A 21,698-nucleotide genomic window follows, 5' to 3' on the forward strand; every position below is an offset into this window, starting at 1 on the left:
GGCGGTCCCCGATCGCCGCGTGAAAGGCAGACGTTTCGGGGAGGCCGTATATTCGGGCTCAGCAGAGGTCGGTGGCGCTGATCTTGATGCCGAAGCCTTCGAGGCCGACATAGTGGCGCTCGCGCGAGGCCATCAGGCGGATCGAGGAGATGCCGAGATCCTTCAGGATCTGCGCGCCGAGGCCGATTTCCAGCCATTCGCTCTCGCGCGCCTGCGCCTCGTCATGGCCTTCGCGGTCATGTTTGCCCTTGCGGGCGGTCGAGGACTGGCCGACGCCGACGGAGCCCTCGCGCAGGTAGACGATGACACCGCGCCCCTGTTCCGCGATGCGCTTCATGATCGCATCGATCTGGCGGTTCGCGCCGAAAACGTCGCCGCCGACATTTTCGAGATGCAGGCGCACCGGAATGTCCACGCCGTCGCGGATGTCGCCGAAGACGACGGCAAGGTGCTGCATCGGGTCCCAGGGCAGGGTGTAGGTCAGCGCCTTCGCCTTGCCGTAGGGCGTGTCGACGTCGAAGTCGCCGACCTGCTCGATCAGGGTTTCCTTGCGCTGGCGATAGGCGATGAGGTCGGCGACGGAGACCTGCTTGAGGCCATGCTGCTCGGCAAAGTGCGCGACCTGCGGCCCGCGCATGACGGTGCCGTCGTCGTTGACGAGTTCGCTGATCACGCCGATCGGCGGCAGGCTGGCGAGCCTGCAGAGGTCGACGGCGGCCTCCGTGTGGCCCGAGCGCATGAGGACGCCGCCCTCGCGTGCGACGAGCGGGAAGATGTGGCCGGGACGCACGAAATCCGTCGGGCCGACATTGGGATTGGCAAGGTTGCGCACGGTCAGCGTGCGGTCGTCGGCCGAAATGCCGGTCGTCGTGCCGTGCTTGAAGTCGACGGAGACGGTGAAGGCGGTGGTGTGCGCCGAATCGTTCTCCGCCACCATGGCGTTGAGGTTCAGGCGCTTGGCCTCCTCGCGCGGCATGGGCGTGCAGACGATGCCGGACGTGTGGCGCACGATGAAGGCCATCTTCTCCGGCGTGCAGTGCACGGCGGCGACGATGAGGTCGCCTTCGTTCTCGCGGCCGTCGTCGTCCATGACGACGACGATCTCGCCGGCCTCGAAGGCGCGGATGGCATCGACGACGCGGGTCTGGTCGTAGCTCATGGCAAGGTTCCTATTTCAGACGGCCCGTCTGGCCGCGGTCACGGAGATAATGGTCGGCAATGGCGCAGGCAACCATCGCCTCGCCGATCGGCACGGCGCGGATGCCGACGCAGGGATCGTGCCGGCCCTTGGTGCGCACGTCGACATTGTTGCCGTCGGCGTCGATCGAGCGGCGCTCGGTAAGGATCGAGGAGGTCGGCTTGATGGCGAAGCGCGCGATGACCGGCTGGCCGGTGGAAATGCCGCCGAGAATGCCGCCGGCATGGTTGGACAGGAAGATCGGGTTGCCGTCGTTGCCCATGCGCATCTCGTCGGCATTCTCCTCGCCGGTGAGTTCCGCGCTCGCAAAACCCTCGCCGATCTCCACGCCCTTGACGGCGTTGATCGACATCAGCAGCGAAGCGATGTCCTGGTCGAGCTTGCCATAGATCGGCGCGCCGATACCGGCCGGAACGCCTTCGGCGGCGACCTCCACGACCGCGCCGATGGAGGAGCCTGCCTTGCGGATGCCGTCGAGATAGTCCTCCCAGACGGGCACGATGGCGGGGTCGGGCGCGAAGAACGGGTTGTTGTTGACCTCGTTCCAGTCCCAGTTGCTGCGGTCGATCCTGTGCTTGCCGATCTGCACCAGCGCGGCACGCACGGAAAGACCCGGCACCACCTTGCGGGCAAGGCCGCCGGCGGCCACGCGCGCCGCCGTCTCGCGGGCGGAGGAGCGACCGCCGCCGCGATAGTCGCGGATGCCGTATTTGGTGTCATAGGTGTAGTCGGCATGGCCGGGGCGGTAGCGCCGGGCGATCTCGCCGTAGTCCTTGGAGCGCTGGTCGGTGTTCTCGATCAGCATGGAGACGGGCGTGCCGGTGGTGATCATCGTCTCGCCGTCGTCGTCCATCATCACGCCCGACAGCACCTTGACGAGGTCGTCCTCGCGGCGCTGCGTCACGAAGCGCGACTGGCCGGGTTTGCGCTTGTCGAGCCAGGCCTGCAGTTCGGCCAGGGTGAAGCGGATGCCGGGCGGGCAGCCGTCCACCACGCAGCCGAGCGCGGCCCCATGGCTTTCGCCCCAGGTGGTGACGCGGAAGAGATGACCGAAGGTATTGTGCGACATGAGCGGAACCGGACCCCACAGGAAAGTGCGCCCTCTCTTAGGGGAAAAGGTGGGGTCGGGACAAGGGTTTCGCGTGGGTGAGGCGGTTTTGGCGCTGTCCCGGACGCTAGGACGCCAGCTTCCACCGCATTTCGCTGCCGAAGGCGAGGAAGGCGTCGCGGGAGAGCGGCCTGGCGAAGGCGTAGCCCTGCAGGAGGTCGCAGCCGAGCAGGCCGAGCATTTCGGCATGCTCCATCGTTTCCACGCCCTCGGCGACGATCTCGATGCCGAGCGAGCGGCCGATCTCGATGATCGAGCGCACCAGCGCCTGCTCGTTGCGTGCGGTGAGGATGGGCGCGACGAGCTGGCGGTCGATCTTCAACCGCTTCGGCTTCAGCTTGAGCAGGCTGACGATGGAGGTATGGCCGGTGCCGAAATCGTCGATCTCGATGTCGATGCCGAGCGCCTTGATGCGTTCAAGGTTGGCGAGCACCACGTCGTCGCTCTCGTCGAGGAAGATCGATTCCACCAGCTCGAAGGCGATCTGGCCGGGCTGGATGGACAGGCCCGTCAGGCTGTCGATCAGGCTCTCGTCCCTGAGACGCCGGGCCGAGACGTTGACCGAGATCTTCGGCATGATCAGTCCCTGCGCGGCCCAGCGCGCGCAATCGAGCAGCGCCTTTTCCAGGACGATGCGGTCGAGCGTCGCCATGACGTTGAGGTCCTCGGCGATCTTCAGGAAGTGGTCGGGCGTCAGCAGGCCCTCGCGCGGATGGTTCCAGCGGATGAGCGCCTCGGCGCCGGCGAGCTTGAGCGTGCCCGCGTCGATCTGCGGCTGGTAGTAGGGCACGAACTCGTTGTTCTCGATGCCGGCCAGGATGTCGTCGGCGATGCGCTTGTTCGAGATGATCTCGGCCTGCAGCGCCTCGGTGAAGAATTCGTGCCGGTTGCGCCCGAGCGCCTTGGCGCGGTAGAGCGCGATATCGGCATTGACGAGCAGCTTGGCCGTGTCGATCGACCGGCCTTCGGCAAGGGCGATGCCGATACTGACGCCGAAGCGGCAGAGATGGCCCTCATATTCGACGGGCTGCTGCATCAGGCTGATGATGCGGCGCGACAGCGCGCTGAGATAGACTTGGTCGGTCGTGTTGGTCACCACGACGACGAATTCGTCGCCGCCGATGCGCGCCACGAGGTCGCCGGCATGCACGCAGGCGCGCAGCACCTGCGAGGCATGCACGAGAAGCGCATCGCCCGCGGCATGGCCGAGCGTGTCGTTGATCTGCTTGAAGCGGTCGAGATCGATGTGCAGGATGCCGACGCGGGCATCCTTCGTCTCGCTGCGCGTGGCGATGTCCGTCAATTCGTCATCGAGCTTGCGGCGGTTGCCGAGCCCGGTCAGCGGGTCGTGCAGCGCATTGTGCTCGATGCGGACCTTGGCCTGTTCCAGCTCGATGTTCTTGGCGTCCGCCTGTTCCTTGGCCGCCTTCAGGTTTTCCTTCAGGATCACGTCTTCCGTGACGTCGAAGGCAAGGCCGATCAGCTTGCGGCCGCCGTCCTGGCCGTGATGCACCTTGCCGACGGAACGGACATGGCGGATCTCGCCGTCCGGCAGCACCACGCGGGCCTCGTGCATATAGGGCAGGTCGTGCTCGACGCAGTGGTTGACGGTCTCGACCGTCGCTGCCCGGTCGTCCGGATGCATCGCGGCGAGCCATTCCTCGTGCGTCACGATGCCGTCGGTGAAGACGAGGCCGTAGAGCTGGTGCATGCGCTCGTCCCAGTAGGTCCGCCGGAGGTCGAGATCGGCCTCCCACAGGCCGCACTGGTAGGAATCGAGCGCAAGGTCGAGGCGGCGGCTGGTCTGTTCCAGTTCGGCGTTCTGCCGTTCGGACTGTTCCTTGGCCTGCCGCAGGCGGGCGGTCATCTGCATGTCTTCGGTGACGTCGAAGGCAAGGCCGACCAGCTTGCGGCGGCCGTCCTGCCCGATATGCAGCTTGCCGACGGACTGGACATGGCGCACGGACCCGTCCGGATGCACGACGCGCGAGGTGCGCGAATAGGGCACGTTCTCGTCGATGGTCCGGGCGGCCTTGCCCTCCGCCTCCTCGCGGTCATCGGGGTGGATGGCGTTGATCCAGGTCTCGTGCGTGATGCGCTCGCCGGTGTTCGTGATGCCGTAGAGCTGGTGCATGCGGTCGTCCCACAGCGTCAGCCCGTCCTCCAGGTCGGCCTCCCAGAGGCCGCATTCATAGGAATCGAGCGCGAGATCGAGACGCTGCGTCAGCTTGGCGAGCTCGGCATTCTGTATCTCGGCATGTTCCTTGGCGCGTTTCAGCGCCTCGTTCAGCAGCACGTCCTCGGTGACGTCCCAACTGATGCCGGTCAATTTGTCCTCGCCGTTCGGGCCGGTGAGGCGCGAGCCGACATTGCGGATGTGGTGCCAACTGCCGTCGGGCATGAGGATGCGGTACTGCGACTTGTAGTCGTTGCCGCCGGCGCGGATCCGGTCCATCTCGCCCTTGGCGCTGGCGACGTCGTCGGGGTGGAGGACGGAGCGCCATTCCTGGTCGTTCGGCGTCTCGTTTTCCGGGAAGCCGTGCAGGCGGTGCATCTGTTCGTCCCAGTTGCGCGCGCCGGTCGACAGCTCGACTTCCCATATGCCGATCTTGGAGGCATCGAGCGCGATGTCGAGGCGCTGGGAGAGCGACTGCACCTGCCGCTCGCGTGCCCGCAGCCGGGCGATGTTGCGCTGGCGCTCGCTGACGAGGCCGCCGGTGAGGAAGATCGGCACGATGATGACCAGCGCGGCCGCCACGATGATCAGACGGATCTGGGTGAGGTTTTCCGGCGGATGATGCCAGCCCCTGGAGGGTATGGCCGCCAGTTGCCAGCGACCGCCCGGAAAATCCAGCGTCTGCAGGACGGGATCCTTCTCGAAGACCTCCGCATCGCCGAGGAACGGGTCGACGATATTGTCGGGCACGCTGACATCGCGGATGGCGAGCTGGATATCGGTCTTGTGCCGTTGTGCGATGTGCAGTGTGGGCTGGTCGGGTTCGAAGAGGCCGGCATCGGTGAAGAGCTTGCGCTCGTCGATCAGCCCGTCGATGTAGCCCCAGAAATGGTGCCGCGCGTCGACAGTGGTGAAGACCGGTATGAAGAGGTTGAAGCCGCGGCCGCCCTTGGCGAACTGCACCGGCCCGAACATCAGCGGGCGCCCGCGCGAGCGCTCGATCTGGGCGGCCCGGCGGAAGGAGGGGAAGCGGTTGAAATCGGTGCCGAGATAGTGCTGGTTGCCGTCGAGCGGGAAGGCCTGCCGCACCTTGCCTTCCGGCGCGGCGCCGACGCGGCGGAAATGGGTGTTCTGCAGCATCAGCTTGCGGGCGAAGACGTTGAATTGCAGCGTGGCCTGCTCCGGCGCCACCGCGAACATGTTAGCGACGGAGCGCAGGGCCGCCACGTTGCCGTTCACCTGGCTCTGCAGCCGGGCGCCGACCAGCGCGAGGTCGCCCGCCACATGGTTCTGCAGTTCGTTGCGATAGACGCGCTCGTTCTGCCGCTCGTAGACGATGCCCGCCGTCAGGATGACGCTGCCGGCAATCGCCGCCGGAACGAGCGACGGTTTCGCCCATTCTGCTATGGACGCCAGGGCGTGGCGAAGGGCGGCTGGAACGTGCAAAAAGATGATCCCCGATGGTCGCAAAACGGTACGGGAGGCTTCCTTAAGATTGAATTTATAAGCAACTGAAATACTTGCATTTCCGTCCCGATACGAGAGAGCGGGGCGCGCGCGCATTCCGGGCCTTGCGCCGCTTTTGTCCGACAATTCCGGGGATGAGCGGGCGGCCCGCCTTGATTCGCATGATCTTTCCGGCCATCCATTCCACCAGGGCAAGCGGGGGCGGGCGAATTTCGCCATATTTGGGGGGCATCTGACATGACCGGTAAAAAGACTGATTCATTTCCAGGGATATGCAAGATGCGCTTTCTGATCGCCGCGCTGATGGCCACGGCCGTTTTCCTTTCGCCGCTCGCCGCCTCGGCCGAGAGCGCCGACGTTGAGGCCGTGATCACGAATGTCGATACCACGAATCTCAGCCTCTCGCTCGATGACGGCAAGAAGTACCAGGCACCGGAAGAGTTCAATTTCGACGGGCTGGAACCGGGTGTGAAGGTGCTGGTGTTCTATACCGAAGTCGACGGCAAGCGCGTCATCAACGATCTCGAGATCGTCCAGTAAAAGCGGGCGCAGGCCCTCTCAAAGCCAGTGCATGCCCGTCGCGTCGATGCGCAGCAGGCGGTCCTGGTGGATCGGCGTGTTGGCCGCCTCTTCCTCGTCCATGCCATTCAGCCGGAAGGCCGCGCGGAAAACGCCGCCATGGCTGACGCAGACCGTCGGCCGGGTGACATCGGCAAGCCAGGAGGCGATGCGCCAGGAGAGGATTTCGTAGCTTTCGGCCGCCTCGCCGGGCGGAATGAAGTTCCATTTGGCGCGGCTGCGTTCCTCGACCCGCGCCGGCGCCTCGGCCATCAGCTCGGGCAGCGTATGGCCTTCCCAATCACCGAAGGAGAGTTCGACGAGACGGTCGTCCGTGCGGTAGGCGAGGGGATCGAGCCCCATGGCGCGGCGCAGGATTTCCATCGTCTCGCGCGTGCGCCCCAGCGGGCTTGCGACGAAATCGAAACCGGCAACCGTGGCGCCGAGAATGCCCTTGAGGGCGGCGCCGTTGCCGGCCGCCTGGCGGCGGCCGGTCTCGTTCAGCGGAATGTCCTTCTGCCCCTGCAGCCTGCCCTCTGCATTCCACGCGGTCTGGCCGTGACGGATCATGTAGATGAGCAAGGCGGAAAACCTCGGGGCGGACGTTCGTATCAGTCCTTGACGACGGAGATGTCGGGCGCGTCGACCGCCTTCATGCCGACGACGTGGTAGCCGCTGTCCGCATGATGGGTCTCGCCGGTCACCGAGCGCGACAGGTCGGACAAGAGGTAGAGGCCGACATCGCCCACTTCCTCGATGGTGACGGTCCGGCGCAGCGGCGCATTGTACTCGTTCCACTTGAGGATATAGCGGAAGTCGCCGATGCCGGAGGCCGCGAGCGTCTTGATCGGGCCGGCCGAGATGGCGTTGACGCGGATGTTCTTCGGGCCGAGGTCGACGGCGAGATACTTCACGCTCGCTTCCAGCGCGGCCTTGGCGACGCCCATGACATTGTAGTTCGGCATGACCTTCTCCGCGCCGTAATAGGTCAGCGTCAGCATCGAACCGCCATCGGTCATCAGCTTCTCCGCGCGGCGGGCGACGGAGGTGAAGGAATAGACCGAGATCTGCATGGTCTTGGCGAAATTCCCCGGCGTCGTGTCGACGTAGCGGCCGGTCAGTTCGTCCTTGTCGGAAAAGCCGATGGCATGCACGAGGAAGTCGATCTTGCCCCAGGTCTTCTCGATGTTCTCGAAGACGGCGTCGATCGACGCCTCGTCGGAAACGTCGCAATCGCCGGCCAGTACTGCGCCGATCTCGACGGCCAGCGGCTCCACGCGCTTCTTCAGCGCATCGCCCTGATAGGTCAGGGCGATCTCGCCGCCCTGTGCGTGGATAGCCTTGGCGATGCCCCAGGCGATGGAACGGTTGTTGGCGACGCCCATGATGACGCCGCGCTTGCCCTTCATCAGACCAGATGCCTGAACCATGGTTTGCCCCCTGATACTTAAGTCAGATTTGCCTATGGCATAGGCGGCAATGGCGTTCAAGCGCGGGAGGGTTCAGGAACTGTTAGCACCCGTAACAATGGGTGCATGTTTTACGAAAGCGTCACAAAGAGCTCAAAGATAAAGGCCTTCGCGCAGGCTGCGCATCAGGTCGATCATCTTGTCGTCGGGCTTTTCCCACAGGAGAAGGCGGATTTCGGCGACGAGATCGCCCCGCTCGCCGTTTTCCATGAGAAGGCCTTCGCCGGGAATGCGGATCTGATGGTCGGAGCCCGACCAGGCCGGGACCGTCACGGCGAGCGGCCCGAGCGGGCCGTCGATGGTGGTCTCGCAGCCGAGAACGGCATTCTCGATCGTCACCGGCAAATCCACCTTGAGGTCGAAACCGTCGACCCGGAAGCGGCCGGGCGCCACGCGCAGCGTGATCACGGCATCGCCCCGTCTCAGGCCTTCGATGCGGTATCCGGTCTCCTTGAGGCGGATCACCTGGCCGTCCGTCGAGCCCGCGCCGACCGGCACGCGCAGCGTCTGCCCGTCCGGCGTCTCGAGCGTCGGGCGCACCTTGTTGAGGATGTCCTCGACGCTGACGGTGACGTCGGCGACGAAGTCCGGCGCCGTTTCCGCCTTGGCGCGGCTCCCGCGGATGCGGCGGATGATGGCGGAGATGAGGTTGGCCGCCGGGGCGAGGCTGCGGCCTGGCGCTGCCTCTTCCGCCTCCGGCTCGTCGGCTGCCTTGCGGGCGTCCTGTGCGGGGCCGGCGGCCGCCTGCGCCTGCTGCTGCGGGCGGGGCTGGGCCTGCGATTGCGCCTGAGCCTTGGCTTCCGCAGGCTGGCCGCGCGAATCGACGCCGAAGATGCGGGCGATCATGTCCTCGGCATCCTCGTTCGACATGCGCGGCGGGGCTTCGCTCCTTGCCTTGCGCTCGGCCTGCTGGCGGCGCATCTGCTCCATGCGGCGCAGTTCGGCCTCGCGCTGCTGGCGGTCGTAGCGGCTGCGCTTGTCGGGATCGCGCAGGATGTCATAGGCGCGGCCGGCCTCCGTGAAGCGCACGGTGGCGTTGGGGTCGTCATGGTTCTGGTCGGGATGCACGGCTTTTGCCAGCGAACGCCAGGCCGCCTTGATTTCCTCCTGCCCGGCGTTCCGCTTCACGCCAAGCACCGAATAGGGGTCACGCATAACTTCCACCCGTTGCCGTTTTGTCGGCCATGATAGTGGCGAACGTCCTAATCACTGGTTACGGGCCAGAGTTGAAAAATGGCAAATATCGCGCCTCTTCACCCCTGCAGGTCGAAAGCGAGCAGCAGCCATTCGCCGGAACTGCCAAGGCAGGTGCGGCCGGAATAGTTGGCGATGCCCTGGTAGGAATGGCGCGTCGTCACGAAATCGCGGCAGGGCCGCCCGGCATTGTCGCGGTTCTCCGCAATGCTGCTGATGACGCCGGCGCTGCCCGAGGCGGAATTCGCCCAGGGGATGGGGCTGCCGCCGGTGCGCGCCAGATCGGCGGAGGAGACGGCATTGCGCACGGTGATCTCGTCGGTCAGCCGCTCCGTGCCCGATGGCACGGCGCTGGTGCGCACGGTATCGACCTTGCTGCCGTCGAAGATGTCGAGACCGCTCATGCAGCCCGAGAGAGAGGCGCCGCACAGGGTCACGACAACAACCGCAAGGCAATGTGCCGGGTATGGCTTTGTCTGCGCTCGCGACTTTGCTATGACGTCCACTCCAACCTGCCTCATGCAGCCAATAGATCGGCATTGAATCGAATATGAGCGAAAATGCGTTAACAAGCGGTGACTTCACCGAGGAAAACGAACCCTATTCCCTCTTCGGCGCATGGCTGGAGGAGGCGGGAAAGACCGAGCCGAACGACCCGAACGCGGTGGCGCTCGCCACCGTCGACGAGACGGGCCTGCCGAATGTGCGCATGGTCCTGCTCAAGGGGTTCGATGCGCGCGGCTTCGTCTTCTACACGAATTTCGAGAGCCGGAAGGGCGTGGAGATCCTTGGCGCGCGCAAGGCCGCCATGTGCTTCCACTGGAAGTCGCTGCGCCGCCAGGTGCGCATCCGCGGGGAAGTGGAGATCGTCACCGATGCCGAGGCGGACGAATATTACGCCTCGCGCCCGCGCGGCAGCCGCATCGGCGCCTGGGCGTCAAAGCAGTCGCGCCCGCTGGAAGGCCGTTTCGCGCTGGAAAAGGCCGTCGCCGAATACACGGCCCGCTACGCCATCGGCGAGATCCCCCGCCCGCCGCACTGGTCCGGCTTCCGCATCAAGCCCGTCTCGATCGAGTTCTGGCACGACCGCCCCTTCCGCCTGCACGACCGCGTGGAATTCCGCCACACGGAGGACGGCGCCGGCTGGACGAAGGTCAGGATGTATCCTTGAGGCCATGATATGCGTGCCGAAGACGTTCTCAGTCGATACGAGGCTCTGATCAACCGGCACGATTTCGATGTCCTCCTGCCTTTGATCTCGGAAGAGGCGATCTTCTGGTTCAATGACGGCTCCCATTCGGGCCTTGCCGAAATTCGCAAGGCCTTCGAGGAGACCTGGCGAAAATTCCCGCTCGAGCGCTATTGGCTCGAAGACCGGTGCTGGCTTGCCATGGGCGAAGGGGCGGCCGGATGCATCTATCGTTTCTGCTGGCAGACGACGCGGGACGGCAGGGTTCTTTCAGGCGGCGGCCGAGGCACGACGCTCCTGCGCGCCGAGGCCGGCACATGGCGCATCGTTCACGAGCACCTCAGCCAGTTTCCGAAGTGAAGCGTTGGCTCAGCGCCGCATCAGCCGGAAGGGAATGCCCGAGGCCAGCGCGCCGACATATTTCGGCTTCTGGTAGTGCCCGTTCAGCGAGATGCGGGGCAGGGTCGTCGGCGCGTCGAAGGAGCGGGCCGAAAGCGTGCCCGGATCCGTTGTGACGGCGACGCGGAAGCCGAGGTCCCTTGCAAGCTTGTGCTCGCGCGGCGAGACGGCGGCGCGGTCGCCATAGGGGTAGGCGAGGGTGTCCGGCCGGTGGCCGATGATGGCGGCGATGTGCGCGGCCGACTGGTCCATCTCCAGGTGCGCCTCCTCGTCGCCGAGGCGTGCGAGGGCCCGGTGGCTCACCGTATGGGCACCGATCGATACGAGGGGATTGACGACGAGGCTCTTCAGTTCCGGCTCGCGCATGACCAGCCGTTCGGTGATCATCAGCGGATCGATGCCGTGGGCCCTTGCCGCCGCGTCGAGCCGCTCGATCGCCGCGGCCTCCTCCATCTCGCTCTGGATGAAGCGGGCAAGCCGGGCATAGGCCGCCTGTTTCTGGAAGGGCGTCGCAAGCGGCATGGTGATCGCACCGGAGCCGAAATCGAATTCCAGATGGGGCGCGACGCGCAGAAGCTCCGTCAGCGTCTCCCACCAGATGCCGTGCGTCTTGCAGGCGAAGCCCGGCGAGACGAAGACGGTGAAGGGTACCTTGTGCCGCGTGAAGACCGGCTGGGCATGGACCGCATTGTTGCGGTAGCCGTCGTCGAGCGTGAAGGCGGCGAAGCGCTCGCCGGCGCGCGCGATGGCAAGCCGCGCCGGCATGTCGGCCAGTGCCACGAACTGGTAGCCTTCTTCCGTGAGGTATTCGATCGCCGCATCGAGAAATTCCGGTGTGACCTCCAGATGCGCATTCGGATCGAAGGCCTGCGGCGTCTTCGGCCGCACATGGTGCAGCGTGAAGATCGCGCCCATGCCGCGGGCGGACGCCATCAGCCCGACGCGCTCGGCCAGATGCGCGAACTCCAGCCCGCCGGTGATCACGGCGCGCCTCAGTCCCTGTCGCATGACACTGCGGATCGGCATGTCGTCTTCATCGTCCCTTTTCGTCTCTCGCGGCCGTTATCGCACCCGGTCGGTATCCGAGTGGTTAACAACGGCTTTCCTGTGGCGCGGCGGCGCCGGCCGCCCGGCCTGGAAGGTGAGGATGCGGATGACATCCATGAAGATGCGGGTGATGGGGTCGAACATCGTCGTTCTCCGTGTTTCGGTCTGCACGGAGTGTCCGCCCGCTTGCCCCTGCGGCTCAAACGAGTTTATCGTCGATTTCGGATGACTTGAGGTTATGCGATGAAACGCGGACGGCTGCCGCTGACGGCGCTCAGGAGTTTCGAGGCGGCGGGCCGGCTCGGCAGCTTCACGCTGGCGGCCGAGGAACTGCTCGTCTCCCAAGCCGCAGTGAGCCGGCAAGTCAAGGAACTGGAGGCCGAGCTCGGCAAGCCGCTCTTCGAGCGCCGCCACCGCAACGTGCGCCTCACCTCCGCCGGCGAGGCGCTGCTCGACGTCCTGTCGCGCGCCTTCGACGCGATGGATGCGAGCCTGTCGGAGATTCGCGGCCGGCGCGGCGGCGGGCTCCTGGAGATCAGCTCCGAGCCGTCCTTCGCGGCAAGCTGGCTCGTGCCGCATCTCGACGATTTCCATGCGGACCATCCCGAGATCGACGTCGTGGTCGAATCGGACATGCGGCTCATCGAATTCCGCACCCACGAGGCGGAAATCGCCATCCGGCACGGCATGGATGCCAGGGCCTGGCCGCGCGTTGCGGCCGAGCATCTGGCGGATGTGGAACTGGTGCCCGTGATCATGCCCTGCCTGATGGCGGAGGGGACGCCGCTGCGCGCGCCGGCCGATATCCTCGCCTATACGCTGCTGCACGAGGAGAACCGCAGCGCCTGGCAGCGCTGGTTCGCTGCCGCCGGCCTGCCGGACGTGCCGCCCGGGCGGGCGCAGATCTTCACCGAGGGCAATCTCGTGCTGCAGGCGGCGCTGCGCGGCCACGGCGTCGCGCTGGTCGACCGCGCCTTCGCGGCCGAGGACATCGCCGAAGGGCGTCTCGTGCAGCTCTTCGACATCTCGATCCGCTACGGCGCCTACTGGCTCGTCGCCCGCGATTTCAAACGCCTCTCCCCGAAGGCCCGCGCCTTCCGGCAATGGCTGTTGCAGCGCTTTGCCGCCTCTGGCGGTTCCTGAGGTCGAGGTTCCGCTGCCCCCTCATTCAGGCGAAGGGGATGTGGCATGGGTTTCCCCAACCAATGACGTCAGGGGGGCCGGAAAGCGGGCATCCTTGCCTTCTCCCCGCCTGCGGGGAGAAGGTCCCGGCAGGCGGATGAGGGGCCGTGGAATGGTAGGCGGGATCAGGCCTTGGTGCCGCCCACCGTCACCTGGTCCATGCGCAGGTGCGGCTGGCCGACGCCGACCGGGACCCATTGGCCGGCCTTGCCGCAATTGCCGATGCCGGTGTCGAGCTTCGTGTCGTTGCCGACCATCGAGACGCGGCGCATGGCGTCCGGCCCGTTGCCGATCAGCATGGCGCCCTTGACCGGCGCCGTCACCTTGCCGTTCTCGATGAGATAGGCTTCCGTGCAGCCGAAGACGAATTTTCCGGAGGTGATGTCCACCTGCCCGCCGCCGAAGGAGACGGCATAGAGGCCGTTCTTCACCGAGGCGATGATTTCCTCCGGCGTCCGGTCGCCCGAGAGCATGTAGGTGTTGGTCATGCGCGGCATGGGGCGATGGGCGTAACCCTGCCGGCGGCCGTTGCCGGTCGCCTTCATGCCCATCAGGCGGGCATTCTGCCGGTCCTGCATGTAGCCGACCAGCTTGCCGTCCTCGATCAGCACGTTGTAGGCCGAGGGCGTGCCCTCGTCGTCGACGGTGATCGAGCCGCGGCGGTTGTCGATCGTGCCGTCGTCGACGACGGTGACGCCCCTGGCGGCGACCTGCTCGCCCATCAGCCCGGCAAAGGCCGAGGATTTCTTGCGGTTGTAGTCGCCTTCCAGCCCGTGGCCGACCGCCTCGTGCAGCATGACGCCCGGCCAGCCGGAGGAAAGCACCACGTCCATCGTGCCCGCCGGGGCCTCGACGGCTTCCAGATTGACCAGGGCCTGGCGAAGCGCCTCGTCCGCGCCGAAACGCCAGCTCTCCTCGGTGAGGAAGGCATCGAAGGTGGTGCGCCCGCCGACGCCGTAGCTGCCGGTCTCCTGCCGGTCGCCTTCGCCGACGACGACGGAGATGTTGACGCGGGTCATGGGCCTGACATCGGTGACGCGGTGCCCGTCGGCGCGCAGGATGTTGACCACCTGCCAGCTCGCGGCGATGGAGGCCGTCACCTGCCGCACCTTCGGATCCTTGGCGCGCAGATACGCGTCGATCTCGGTGAGGAGGGCGACCTTCTGCTCGAAGCTCGGTGCGCCGATCGGGTTGTCCGGGGTATAGAGCTGGCGGTTGGTGCCCTGCGGCGCGGCGGCATAGTCGCCGGAATAGCCGCGTGTGACCGCGCCCGCCGCATCGACCGCGCGCTTCAGCGCCGAAAGCGTCATCTCGCCCGAATGCGCATAGCCCACCGCCTCGCCGGCGACGGCCCGAAGGCCGAAACCCTGGTCGGTGTTGAAGCTGCCGCCCTTGAGGCGGCCATTGTCGAAGGAGAGGGATTCGGCCTGGGCGTGCTCCAGGAAGAGCTCGCCGTCATCGGCGCTCTTCAACGTCTCCTTCAGCACCGCCTGCACGGATGCCTCGTCGGCATCGAAAAGGGAGAGGAGGTCGGTGTTCATGGGAGGCTCCGCAAGCATTGGACTTGGGGCTCATGTAAGTCCCCGGGAGGCAGGCGGCAAGCCCGCCCGGGGGGCGGACTTACGGCAGCGTGTCGTAGCCTTCGCCGAAGCCCTTGAGGTCGACGGGGATGCCGATGCCTTCCTCGGGCGACTGGAAGACGATGAAAGTCGCCGTCGCGCCGGAGCGGAAGGTCTTCAGCAGTTCGTCCTCGAGCACGACCTCGGCATAGCAGCCATCGGAGAAGCAGCGCACGAAATAGGCGCGGCCGATATCCTTGCCGTCGACATTGAGGCCGAGGCCGTTCGGCAGCAGCACGCCGAGCGGTGCGAGCACGCGCAGGATCTTCGCCTTGCGGTCGGCGGTCTTCAGCACGACGACGGAGAGGCCGAGCTCGGGCCGGTCCTCGGCCAGCACGTTCTGCATCAGCGCGCACTGTTCGCTGGACGCGCCGGCCGGCTGGTCGCAGACGATCGACCAGGCGCCATGGTTCGATTTCACCGTGCCGGGCTGCTGGGCTGCCGAAAGGGAAGGAAGCGCGAGAGCGCCGAACCCGAGCGCGGCAAGGCCAAGTGCCGCGCGGGACAGCCGGGAGAGGGGAGCAAAACCCATGAAAACCTCGGAATCTCGAATCAGTCGGGCTATCTTTGAAGGGGCGGGGGCGAAATGAAAAGCCCCGAGGGCTCATTTCCAATTGATTGAAGGCGGAAATTGGACCGGCGCGCCACTCATTATAATAGAGGCCGTCCACGGCGGCGGCAGGGCGATGCGGGCGCCCGCATCGGGCCGGGCGAGGGGCCTTCCGGCGACATCGCCGCAGCCAAACCTTTCATGCTATAGGGAATTATGAAGAAACTGTGGGGAGCGGGCCCATGCTTTTGCTTTTGCGCAAAAATGCCGCATGGGGTGTCCCCCATGGCTGTTGCGGCGAGCATGAAACTGTGGTTTTAAGCACTCAGTATAGCAGGGATTCTGCGCGTCTGTTTGATCCCGATCAAACGCCTTGGGGAGATACGTTGTGAAAAACAAAGCTTTTGCAGTTCTGGCCGCGATCGGCTGTCTGCTCTTTGCTTCCACCGCTTTCGCTGATCAGCCGTTCGACTGGCAGAAGGGCCTCCAGCCCGCCGCGACCTCGATCATGGAAGAGATCCGCTGGTTCGAGCAGTATACACTGTGGTTCATCGTCCCGATCACCCTGTTCGTTCTCGCCCTGCTCATCGTCGTCGTCGTGAAGTTCCGCGAAGGCGCGAACCCGGTCCCGTCCAAGACCAGCCATAACACGGCGATCGAAGTCGTCTGGACGCTCGGCCCGGTCATCGTTCTCCTGTTCCTCGCCGTTCCCTCCTTCCAGCTCCTGACCAAGCAGCTCGCCCCGACGGAAGAGCCGGAACTGACGATCAAGGCCACCGGTTACCAGTGGTACTGGGGGTATGAATACCAGGTCGGCGAGAGCCCGCTCTCCTTCGACAGCATCCTGCTGCAGGAAGGCGATCGCGCCGCCGCCGGCAAGGAAGACAAGGGCGTCTATCCGCGCCTTCTGGCCGTCGACAACGAAGTCGTCGTTCCCGTCGGCAAGCATGTCCGTCTCCTCGTCACCGCTGCCGACGTGATCCACGCCTTCGCGATGCCCTCCTTCGGCGTGAAGATCGACGCCGTGCCGGGCCGCCTCAACGAAACCTGGTTCAAGGCCGACCGCGAAGGTCTGTTCTACGGCCAGTGTTCCGAGCTGTGCGGCAAGGACCACGCGTTCATGCCGATCGCCATCCGCGTCGTCTCGCAGGAGAAGTACGATACGTGGCTTGCCGCCGCCGCGACGAATCTCGGCGACGCAAACAAAGCCCTGATGGCGTCGGTCGACGATGCGGCGAAGGCCGTCAACGTCGCCGCCAACGCCGCGCAGTAATTCCAAGGGAGTCGAGACCATGGCCGGAACATCCGCTGCCCACGGCGATCACCACGATCACCACGAACACAAGCCGCTCACCTTCTTCCAGCGTTGGTTCCTGTCGACCAACCACAAGGACATCGGCACCCTCTACCTGATCTTCGCGATCTGTGCGGGCATCATCGGCGGTACGCTGTCGGTGGTGATGCGCATGGAACTGCAGGAGCCGGGCATCCAGATCTTCCACGGTCTCGCCCAGATGGTCTACGGCTTCGAGGGCGATGCCGCCATCGACGGCGGCAAGCACATGTTCAACGTCTTCACGACGGCGCATGCGCTCATCATGATCTTCTTCATGGTCATGCCGGCGCTCATCGGCGGTTTCGCCAACTGGATGGTGCCGATCATGATCGGCGCGCCGGATATGGCCTTCCCGCGCATGAACAACATCTCCTTCTGGCTGATCATCCCGGCCTTCCTGCTGGTCCTGCTTTCGATGTTCGTCGAGGGCCCGGCGGGCGCCTACGGCGCGGGCGGCGGCTGGACGATCTATCCGCCGTTCTCCACCTCGGGCCAGCCCGGTCCCGCCATGGACTTCGTGATCCTCGGCCTGCACATCGCCGGCGCCTCGTCGATCCTCGGCGCGATCAACTTCATCACGACGATCCTCAACATGCGCGCCCCGGGCATGACGCTGCACAAGATGCCGCTCTTCGCCTGGTCGGTGCTGATCACTGCGTTCCTGCTGCTGCTCTCGCTGCCGGTCCTGGCAGGCGGCATCACCATGCTGCTCACCGACCGCAACTTCGGCACGGCCTTCTTCGCGCCGGAAAACGGCGGTGACCCGATCCTCTTCCAGCACCTGTTCTGGTTCTTCGGCCACCCGGAAGTGTACATCCTGATCCTGCCCGGCTTCGGCATCGTCAGCCACATCGTGTCGACCTTCTCGCGCAAGCCGATCTTCGGCTATCTCGGCATGGCCTATGCCATGGTCGCCATCGGCGCCGTCGGCTTCATCGTGTGGGCGCACCACATGTACACGGTCGGCATGTCGCTCGACACGCAGCGCTACTTCGTCTTCGCCACGATGGTCATCGCGGTTCCGACGGGCGTGAAGATCTTCTCCTGGATCGCAACGATGTGGGGCGGCTCGATCCGCTTCACCACGCCGATGGTCTGGGCGATCGGCTTCATCTTCCTGTTCACCGTCGGCGGCGTCACGGGCGTCCAGCTCGCCAATGCCGGCCTCGACCGCGCCCTGCACGACACCTACTACGTGGTTGCCCACTTCCACTACGTCCTGTCGCTCGGCGCCGTCTTCGCCATCTTCGCGGCCTGGTACTACTGGTTCCCGAAGATGACCGGCTACATGTATTCGGAATTCCTCGGCAAGCTGCACTTCTGGGTCATGTTCGTCGGCGTGAACCTGATCTTCTTCCCGCAGCACTTCCTCGGCCTTGCCGGCATGCCGCGCCGCTACATCGACTACCCGGATGCCTTCGCCGGCTGGAACGCGGTGTCGTCCTACGGCTCGTACATCTCGGCCTTCGCCGTCGTGATCTTCCTCTTCGGCGTCTTCGAAGCCTTCGCCAAGAAGCGCATCGCCGGCGACAATCCGTGGGGCGAGGGCGCCAACACGCTGGAATGGCAGCTCTCTTCGCCGCCGCCGTTCCACCAGTGGGAACAGCTCCCGAAGATCAAGTAAGACATTCGGGGCCGCCGGAAACGGCGGCTCCTCGACTTGCAGGACTACCGGCGGAGGCCGGGGCAGCGGGCGGCAGCAGTGGCTGCAGCAACAGCAGCGGTAGCTGTAGCCCACAGCCGACACCCCACCCTCCGTCATCCTCGGGCTTGACCCGAGGATCCACGCCACGTCGTCAGGCGTGCCGTGGGGAGTGGATCCTCGGGTCAAGCCCGAGGATGACGAAGGAGAGGGAAGGGCATGAAGCCCATCGCTCTCGGACAAAAGAACGGAAAGAACATGGCGGTCATCGAGCATCACGAAACGGTTCCGGGCGGCGGCGAGGTCTACCTCTCCGAAGCGTCGCCGCGTGATTTCTTCGAGCTCCTGAAGCCGCGCGTCATGTCGCTCGTCGTCTTCACGGCCTTTGCCGGCCTCATCGTCGCGCCGGGCGAGATCAACCCCTTCATCGCCGCCATCGCGATCCTCTGTATCGCCGTGGGCGCCGGAGCCTCCGGTGCCCTCAACATGTGGTACGACGCGGATATCGATGCGGTCATGACCCGCACCGCCAAGCGTCCCATCCCCTCCGGCCGCATCCGCCCGGAAGAAGCGCTCGCCTTCGGCCTGACGCTGTCGGCCTTCTCGGTCGCGATCCTCGGCCTTGCGGTCAACTGGCTGTCGGCCGGCCTGCTCGCCTTCACCATCTTCTTCTACGCCGTCATCTACACGATGTGGCTGAAGCGCTCGACGCCGCAGAACATCGTCATCGGCGGCGCGGCCGGCGCCTTCCCGCCGATGATCGGCTGGGCCTGCGTCACCGGCGGCGTCTCGATCGAGAGCGTCGTGCTCTTCCTCATCACCTTCCTGTGGACCCCGGCGCATTTCTGGGCGCTCGCCCTGTTCAAGATGCGCGACTACGACGCCGTCGGCGTGCCGATGCTGCCGAACGTCGCCGGCGAGTGGACCACCAAGGTGCAGATCCTGATCTACGCGGTGCTGACCGCCGTCATCGCCGTGGTCCCGACCGTGCTCGGTTTCGCCAGCCTCGGCTACGGTCTCTTTGCCGCAGCGCTCGGCCTCGGCTTCGTGTGGTACTCTGTCGGCGTGTTGCGCATGCCGGAAGGCGACCGCGCGATGGTGCCGGCCAAGAAGCTCTTCGCCTTCTCCATCGTCTATCTGTTCGCGGTCTTCTCCGGCCTGATGGTCGACCACATGATCGCGTCGCTCGGATGGGGGCTGTAATGGAAACCGTAAACCTCACGGAAAACCAGAAGAAGGCGCGCCGCGGCCGCAATATCGCGCTCGGCGCCGTGCTTCTGGGCCTCGTCGTGCTGTTCTACATCGTCACGCTGGTAAAATTCTCCGGCGGAATGGCAGGCTGACGATGAGCGAGATGCAAAAGACCGAAAAGAGCGGACTGGGCAACGGCACGATCGTCGCCATCTGCTGCTCCTTCGTCATCGGCATGGTCGGCATGGCCTATGCCGCCGTGCCGCTCTACGAGATGTTCTGCCAGGTCACCGGCTACGGCGGCACGACGCAGCGCGTCGAGCAGGCCTCCGACGTCATCCTCGACAGGACGATCAAGGTACGCTTCGACGCCAATACCGGCCCCGGCCTTGCCTGGAGCTTCGAGCCGGTGCAGCGCGAGGTCGAGCTGAAGATCGGCGAGACCGTGCAGATCCTGTACAGGGCGCGCAACAACGCCTCGAGGCCGACGACCGGCCAGGCGACGTTCAACGTCACGCCCCAGGCCGCCGGCGCCTATTTCAACAAGGTCCAGTGCTTCTGCTTCACCGAGACGACGCTGAAGCCGGGCGAGGAACTCATCATGCCCGTCGTCTTCTTCGTCGATCCGGCGATCGTCGAGCCGGTCGAGACGAAGGGCATCCACACGCTCACGCTGTCCTATACCTTCTATCCGCATGAGGCGTCGAAGCCGGTGGCTTCGGCTGCGGAAGTGAAGGCGGACGACGCGAACAAGCTTTGAAAGACCATGCGTTTCCGGCTATGCCGGGAACGGAACGCGATACATTGGGGATACGTCAGATGGCCGATGCGCATCAGAAGAAACACGACTACCACATCATCGACCCAAGCCCGTGGCCGTTGCTCGCCTCCATCGGCGCCTTCGTGCTGGCCTTAGGCGGTATCGGCTACATGCGCTACCTCTCGGGCGGCGCCTTCAGCCTGTTCGGCATCAACTTCGCCAATCCGTGGATTTTCTACATCGGCCTCGTGATCACGCTCTATACCATGTATGCCTGGTGGGCGGATACGGTGAAGGAAGCCCATGAGGGCCACCATACCCGCGTCGTCTCGCTGCACCTGCGCTACGGCATGATCATGTTCATCGCCTCCGAGGTGATGTTCTTCGTCGCCTGGTTCTGGGCCTTCTTCGACGCCAGCCTCTTCCCGGGCGAGGCCATCCAGGCCGCCCGCGTCGAGCATACCGGCGGCGTCTGGCCGCCGAAGGGCATCGAGGTCCTCGATCCCTGGCACCTGCCGCTCTACAACACGGTCATCCTGCTGCTCTCGGGCACCTGCGTGACCTGGGCGCACCACGCGCTGCTGCACAACGACCGCAAGGGCCTCGTCAACGGCCTCGCGCTCACCGTCGCGCTCGGCGTGCTGTTCTCCTTCGTCCAGGCCTACGAATACGCCCACGCGCCCTTCGCCTTCAAGGAATCCATCTACGGCGCGACCTTCTTCATGGCGACCGGTTTCCACGGCTTCCACGTCCTGGTCGGCACGATCTTCCTGATCGTCTGCCTCATCCGCGCCATGCGCGGCGACTTCACCCCGAAGCAGCATTTCGGCTTCGAGGCGGCCGCCTGGTACTGGCACTTCGTCGACGTCGTCTGGCTCTTCCTGTTCTTTTCCATCTACATCTGGGGTGGCTGGGGCGCACCGGTCTTCCACGGCTGATCCGGCAAGGACGCGATTTTCGAACGGCCGCAGCAATGCGGCCGTTTTCCGTTTCGGGGCCGTTTGTCGCGGCCTTTCGATTGGACGGGGCAAGGACAGGGCGGTATAGGAATGTATGCGCCGGTTTGGCCCCTCATCTCCCGGAAAACGGGGCGAAGGGGCAGAACGGCGCTCCATCGCTCCTCGCCCCGCTTGCGGGGAGAGGATGCCGGCAGGCAGGTGAGCGGCCTTGCCGCCTGAAGCATGAGCCCGCGGCCGCCCGCCCGGGCGTGAACACACGGACAAGACCATGGACGAGGACAAGGCACTCTATCCCCCCGTCGACCCCTTCAGCGCCGGCCTGCGCGGCTGCTGCCCGCGTTGCGGCCAGGGCAAGCTGTTCGACGGCCTGCTCAAGGTGAAGCCGGCCTGCGCGAGCTGCGGGCTCGACTATTCCTTCGCCGATTCGGGCGATGGCCCGGTCGTCTTCGTGCTGCTCATCGTCGGCTTCATCGTCGTCGGCGCGGCGCTGTGGATGGAGGTGAACGTCAACCCGCCGCTCTGGGTGCATTTCCTGCTGTGGATCCCGCTCGTCATCGTCCTCGGCCTCGGGCTGACGCGTATCCTCAAGGGCCTGCTGATCGCGCTGCAATACCGCAACAATGCGCGGCCGGGCGAGATCGACCGTGGCTGAGG

Annotated in this window: 22 protein-coding genes; 11 read left to right on the plus strand and 11 right to left on the minus strand. The window is 65.3% G+C overall.

The genetic code is table 11. The features are described 5' to 3' along the window. Positions 1 to 58: 58 nt before the first annotated feature. The 3 genes from ribB to EV665_RS12775 form a co-directional block, all read right to left on the minus strand. Positions 59 to 1,159, minus strand: coding sequence for a 3,4-dihydroxy-2-butanone-4-phosphate synthase (ribB, locus tag EV665_RS12765; RefSeq protein WP_064329289.1), 1,101 nt, complete (start codon positions 1,157 to 1,159; stop codon positions 59 to 61). A gap of 10 nt (positions 1,160 to 1,169) precedes the next feature. Continuing rightward, the gene (gene aroC, locus EV665_RS12770; RefSeq protein WP_133034391.1) at positions 1,170 to 2,267 is read right to left on the minus strand and encodes a chorismate synthase; all 1,098 of its coding nucleotides are present in this window, start codon (positions 2,265 to 2,267) and stop codon (positions 1,170 to 1,172) included. Between the two features lie 106 nt (positions 2,268 to 2,373). Then, entirely contained in the window at positions 2,374 to 5,928 is a 3,555-nt protein-coding gene (locus EV665_RS12775; protein WP_162853047.1) for a bifunctional diguanylate cyclase/phosphodiesterase, read from the minus strand. A gap of 300 nt (positions 5,929 to 6,228) precedes the next feature. Here EV665_RS12775 and EV665_RS12780 point away from each other — a divergent pair, with 300 nt between their 5' ends. Further along, positions 6,229 to 6,489, plus strand: coding sequence for a DUF1344 domain-containing protein (locus tag EV665_RS12780; RefSeq protein WP_064329292.1), 261 nt, complete (start codon positions 6,229 to 6,231; stop codon positions 6,487 to 6,489). A gap of 18 nt (positions 6,490 to 6,507) precedes the next feature. On the opposite strand, the gene EV665_RS12785 is transcribed toward EV665_RS12780, so the two are convergent. From EV665_RS12785 to EV665_RS12800, 4 genes are all read right to left on the minus strand, one after another. After that, positions 6,508 to 7,089 carry a histidine phosphatase family protein gene (locus EV665_RS12785; protein ID WP_133034393.1) on the minus strand — a complete coding sequence of 194 codons (582 nt, stop codon included), beginning with the start codon at positions 7,087 to 7,089 and terminating at the stop codon, positions 6,508 to 6,510. Positions 7,090 to 7,118: 29 nt separating this feature from the next. After that, a complete protein-coding gene (gene fabI, locus EV665_RS12790; RefSeq protein WP_064329294.1) occupies positions 7,119 to 7,937 on the minus strand; it encodes an enoyl-ACP reductase FabI in 819 nt (272 codons plus the stop codon). A gap of 132 nt (positions 7,938 to 8,069) precedes the next feature. Beyond that, a complete protein-coding gene (locus tag EV665_RS12795; protein ID WP_133034394.1) occupies positions 8,070 to 9,131 on the minus strand; it encodes a DnaJ domain-containing protein in 1,062 nt (353 codons plus the stop codon). 98 nt (positions 9,132 to 9,229) lie between these two features. Further along, entirely contained in the window at positions 9,230 to 9,676 is a 447-nt protein-coding gene (locus tag EV665_RS12800; protein WP_380685475.1) for an RT0821/Lpp0805 family surface protein, read from the minus strand. Positions 9,677 to 9,720: 44 nt separating this feature from the next. Here EV665_RS12800 and pdxH point away from each other — a divergent pair, with 44 nt between their 5' ends. Continuing rightward, positions 9,721 to 10,341: a pyridoxamine 5'-phosphate oxidase gene (pdxH, locus tag EV665_RS12805; protein ID WP_064329297.1), complete on the plus strand. Its 621-nt coding sequence runs from the start codon at positions 9,721 to 9,723 to the stop codon at positions 10,339 to 10,341. A 9-nt stretch (positions 10,342 to 10,350) separates the two neighbouring features. Further along, a complete protein-coding gene (locus EV665_RS12810) occupies positions 10,351 to 10,719 on the plus strand; it encodes a YybH family protein (protein ID WP_133034396.1) in 369 nt (122 codons plus the stop codon). A 9-nt stretch (positions 10,720 to 10,728) separates the two neighbouring features. Here the strand turns inward: EV665_RS12810 and EV665_RS12815 are convergent, their stop codons facing one another. Further along, on the minus strand, positions 10,729 to 11,784 hold the full coding sequence (locus tag EV665_RS12815) for a polysaccharide deacetylase family protein (RefSeq protein WP_133034397.1): 1,056 nt from the start codon (positions 11,782 to 11,784) through the stop codon (positions 10,729 to 10,731). A 36-nt stretch (positions 11,785 to 11,820) separates the two neighbouring features. Then, positions 11,821 to 11,949, minus strand: coding sequence for a hypothetical protein (locus tag EV665_RS33095; protein WP_023512265.1), 129 nt, complete (start codon positions 11,947 to 11,949; stop codon positions 11,821 to 11,823). A 99-nt stretch (positions 11,950 to 12,048) separates the two neighbouring features. Between EV665_RS33095 and EV665_RS12820 the strand changes: the two genes are divergently transcribed. Beyond that, entirely contained in the window at positions 12,049 to 12,948 is a 900-nt protein-coding gene (locus tag EV665_RS12820) for a LysR substrate-binding domain-containing protein (RefSeq protein WP_133034398.1), read from the plus strand. 164 nt (positions 12,949 to 13,112) lie between these two features. Here EV665_RS12820 and tldD read toward each other — a convergent pair whose 3' ends face one another. Both tldD and EV665_RS12830 read right to left on the minus strand, forming a co-directional pair. Then, complete coding sequence (gene tldD / locus EV665_RS12825) at positions 13,113 to 14,528, minus strand: metalloprotease TldD (RefSeq protein WP_133034399.1); 1,416 nt, start codon at positions 14,526 to 14,528, stop codon at positions 13,113 to 13,115. A gap of 79 nt (positions 14,529 to 14,607) precedes the next feature. Then, complete coding sequence (locus tag EV665_RS12830) at positions 14,608 to 15,138, minus strand: invasion associated locus B family protein (RefSeq protein WP_064329301.1); 531 nt, start codon at positions 15,136 to 15,138, stop codon at positions 14,608 to 14,610. Positions 15,139 to 15,544: 406 nt separating this feature from the next. Between EV665_RS12830 and coxB the strand changes: the two genes are divergently transcribed. From coxB to EV665_RS12865, 7 genes are all read left to right on the plus strand, one after another. Further along, complete coding sequence (coxB, locus tag EV665_RS12835) at positions 15,545 to 16,429, plus strand: cytochrome c oxidase subunit II (RefSeq protein WP_133034400.1); 885 nt, start codon at positions 15,545 to 15,547, stop codon at positions 16,427 to 16,429. A gap of 19 nt (positions 16,430 to 16,448) precedes the next feature. Continuing rightward, the gene (gene ctaD, locus EV665_RS12840; RefSeq protein WP_133034401.1) at positions 16,449 to 18,116 is read left to right on the plus strand and encodes a cytochrome c oxidase subunit I; all 1,668 of its coding nucleotides are present in this window, start codon (positions 16,449 to 16,451) and stop codon (positions 18,114 to 18,116) included. A gap of 276 nt (positions 18,117 to 18,392) precedes the next feature. Beyond that, entirely contained in the window at positions 18,393 to 19,337 is a 945-nt protein-coding gene (locus EV665_RS12845) for a heme o synthase (protein WP_133034438.1), read from the plus strand. Next, on the plus strand, positions 19,337 to 19,477 hold the full coding sequence (locus EV665_RS12850; protein ID WP_023512272.1) for a hypothetical protein: 141 nt from the start codon (positions 19,337 to 19,339) through the stop codon (positions 19,475 to 19,477). The genes EV665_RS12845 and EV665_RS12850 overlap by 1 nt, the downstream gene beginning before the upstream one ends. Before the next feature lie 2 nt (positions 19,478 to 19,479). Beyond that, complete coding sequence (locus EV665_RS12855) at positions 19,480 to 20,085, plus strand: cytochrome c oxidase assembly protein (RefSeq protein WP_064329304.1); 606 nt, start codon at positions 19,480 to 19,482, stop codon at positions 20,083 to 20,085. Positions 20,086 to 20,144: 59 nt separating this feature from the next. Further along, a complete protein-coding gene (locus EV665_RS12860) occupies positions 20,145 to 21,023 on the plus strand; it encodes a cytochrome c oxidase subunit 3 (RefSeq protein ID WP_133034402.1) in 879 nt (292 codons plus the stop codon). Positions 21,024 to 21,312: 289 nt separating this feature from the next. After that, positions 21,313 to 21,696: a DUF983 domain-containing protein gene (locus EV665_RS12865; RefSeq protein ID WP_133034403.1), complete on the plus strand. Its 384-nt coding sequence runs from the start codon at positions 21,313 to 21,315 to the stop codon at positions 21,694 to 21,696. Positions 21,697 to 21,698 lie beyond the last annotated feature (2 nt).

It is taken from the genome of Shinella granuli, assembly GCF_004341885.1.
Lineage (GTDB): Bacteria > Pseudomonadota > Alphaproteobacteria > Rhizobiales > Rhizobiaceae > Shinella > Shinella granuli.

What these genes read in the sequence shown, in the direction of transcription:
- ribB (WP_064329289.1), bottom strand. Translation starts at nt 1,159, where the DNA reads ATGAGCTACGACCAGACCCGCGTCGTCGATGCCATCCGCGCCTTCGAG.
- aroC (WP_133034391.1), bottom strand. Translation starts at nt 2,267, where the DNA reads ATGTCGCACAATACCTTCGGTCATCTCTTCCGCGTCACCACCTGGGGC.
- EV665_RS12780 (WP_064329292.1), top strand. Translation starts at nt 6,229, where the DNA reads ATGCGCTTTCTGATCGCCGCGCTGATGGCCACGGCCGTTTTCCTTTCG.
- fabI (WP_064329294.1), bottom strand. Translation starts at nt 7,937, where the DNA reads ATGGTTCAGGCATCTGGTCTGATGAAGGGCAAGCGCGGCGTCATCATG.
- EV665_RS12795 (WP_133034394.1), bottom strand. Translation starts at nt 9,131, where the DNA reads ATGCGTGACCCCTATTCGGTGCTTGGCGTGAAGCGGAACGCCGGGCAG.
- pdxH (WP_064329297.1), top strand. Translation starts at nt 9,721, where the DNA reads ATGAGCGAAAATGCGTTAACAAGCGGTGACTTCACCGAGGAAAACGAA.
- EV665_RS12810 (WP_133034396.1), top strand. Translation starts at nt 10,351, where the DNA reads ATGCGTGCCGAAGACGTTCTCAGTCGATACGAGGCTCTGATCAACCGG.
- EV665_RS12815 (WP_133034397.1), bottom strand. Translation starts at nt 11,784, where the DNA reads ATGCCGATCCGCAGTGTCATGCGACAGGGACTGAGGCGCGCCGTGATC.
- EV665_RS33095 (WP_023512265.1), bottom strand. Translation starts at nt 11,949, where the DNA reads ATGTTCGACCCCATCACCCGCATCTTCATGGATGTCATCCGCATCCTC.
- EV665_RS12820 (WP_133034398.1), top strand. Translation starts at nt 12,049, where the DNA reads ATGAAACGCGGACGGCTGCCGCTGACGGCGCTCAGGAGTTTCGAGGCG.
- tldD (WP_133034399.1), bottom strand. Translation starts at nt 14,528, where the DNA reads ATGAACACCGACCTCCTCTCCCTTTTCGATGCCGACGAGGCATCCGTG.
- EV665_RS12830 (WP_064329301.1), bottom strand. Translation starts at nt 15,138, where the DNA reads ATGGGTTTTGCTCCCCTCTCCCGGCTGTCCCGCGCGGCACTTGGCCTT.
- ctaD (WP_133034401.1), top strand. Translation starts at nt 16,449, where the DNA reads ATGGCCGGAACATCCGCTGCCCACGGCGATCACCACGATCACCACGAA.
- EV665_RS12845 (WP_133034438.1), top strand. Translation starts at nt 18,393, where the DNA reads ATGGCGGTCATCGAGCATCACGAAACGGTTCCGGGCGGCGGCGAGGTC.
- EV665_RS12850 (WP_023512272.1), top strand. Translation starts at nt 19,337, where the DNA reads ATGGAAACCGTAAACCTCACGGAAAACCAGAAGAAGGCGCGCCGCGGC.
- EV665_RS12855 (WP_064329304.1), top strand. Translation starts at nt 19,480, where the DNA reads ATGAGCGAGATGCAAAAGACCGAAAAGAGCGGACTGGGCAACGGCACG.
- EV665_RS12860 (WP_133034402.1), top strand. Translation starts at nt 20,145, where the DNA reads ATGGCCGATGCGCATCAGAAGAAACACGACTACCACATCATCGACCCA.
- EV665_RS12865 (WP_133034403.1), top strand. Translation starts at nt 21,313, where the DNA reads ATGGACGAGGACAAGGCACTCTATCCCCCCGTCGACCCCTTCAGCGCC.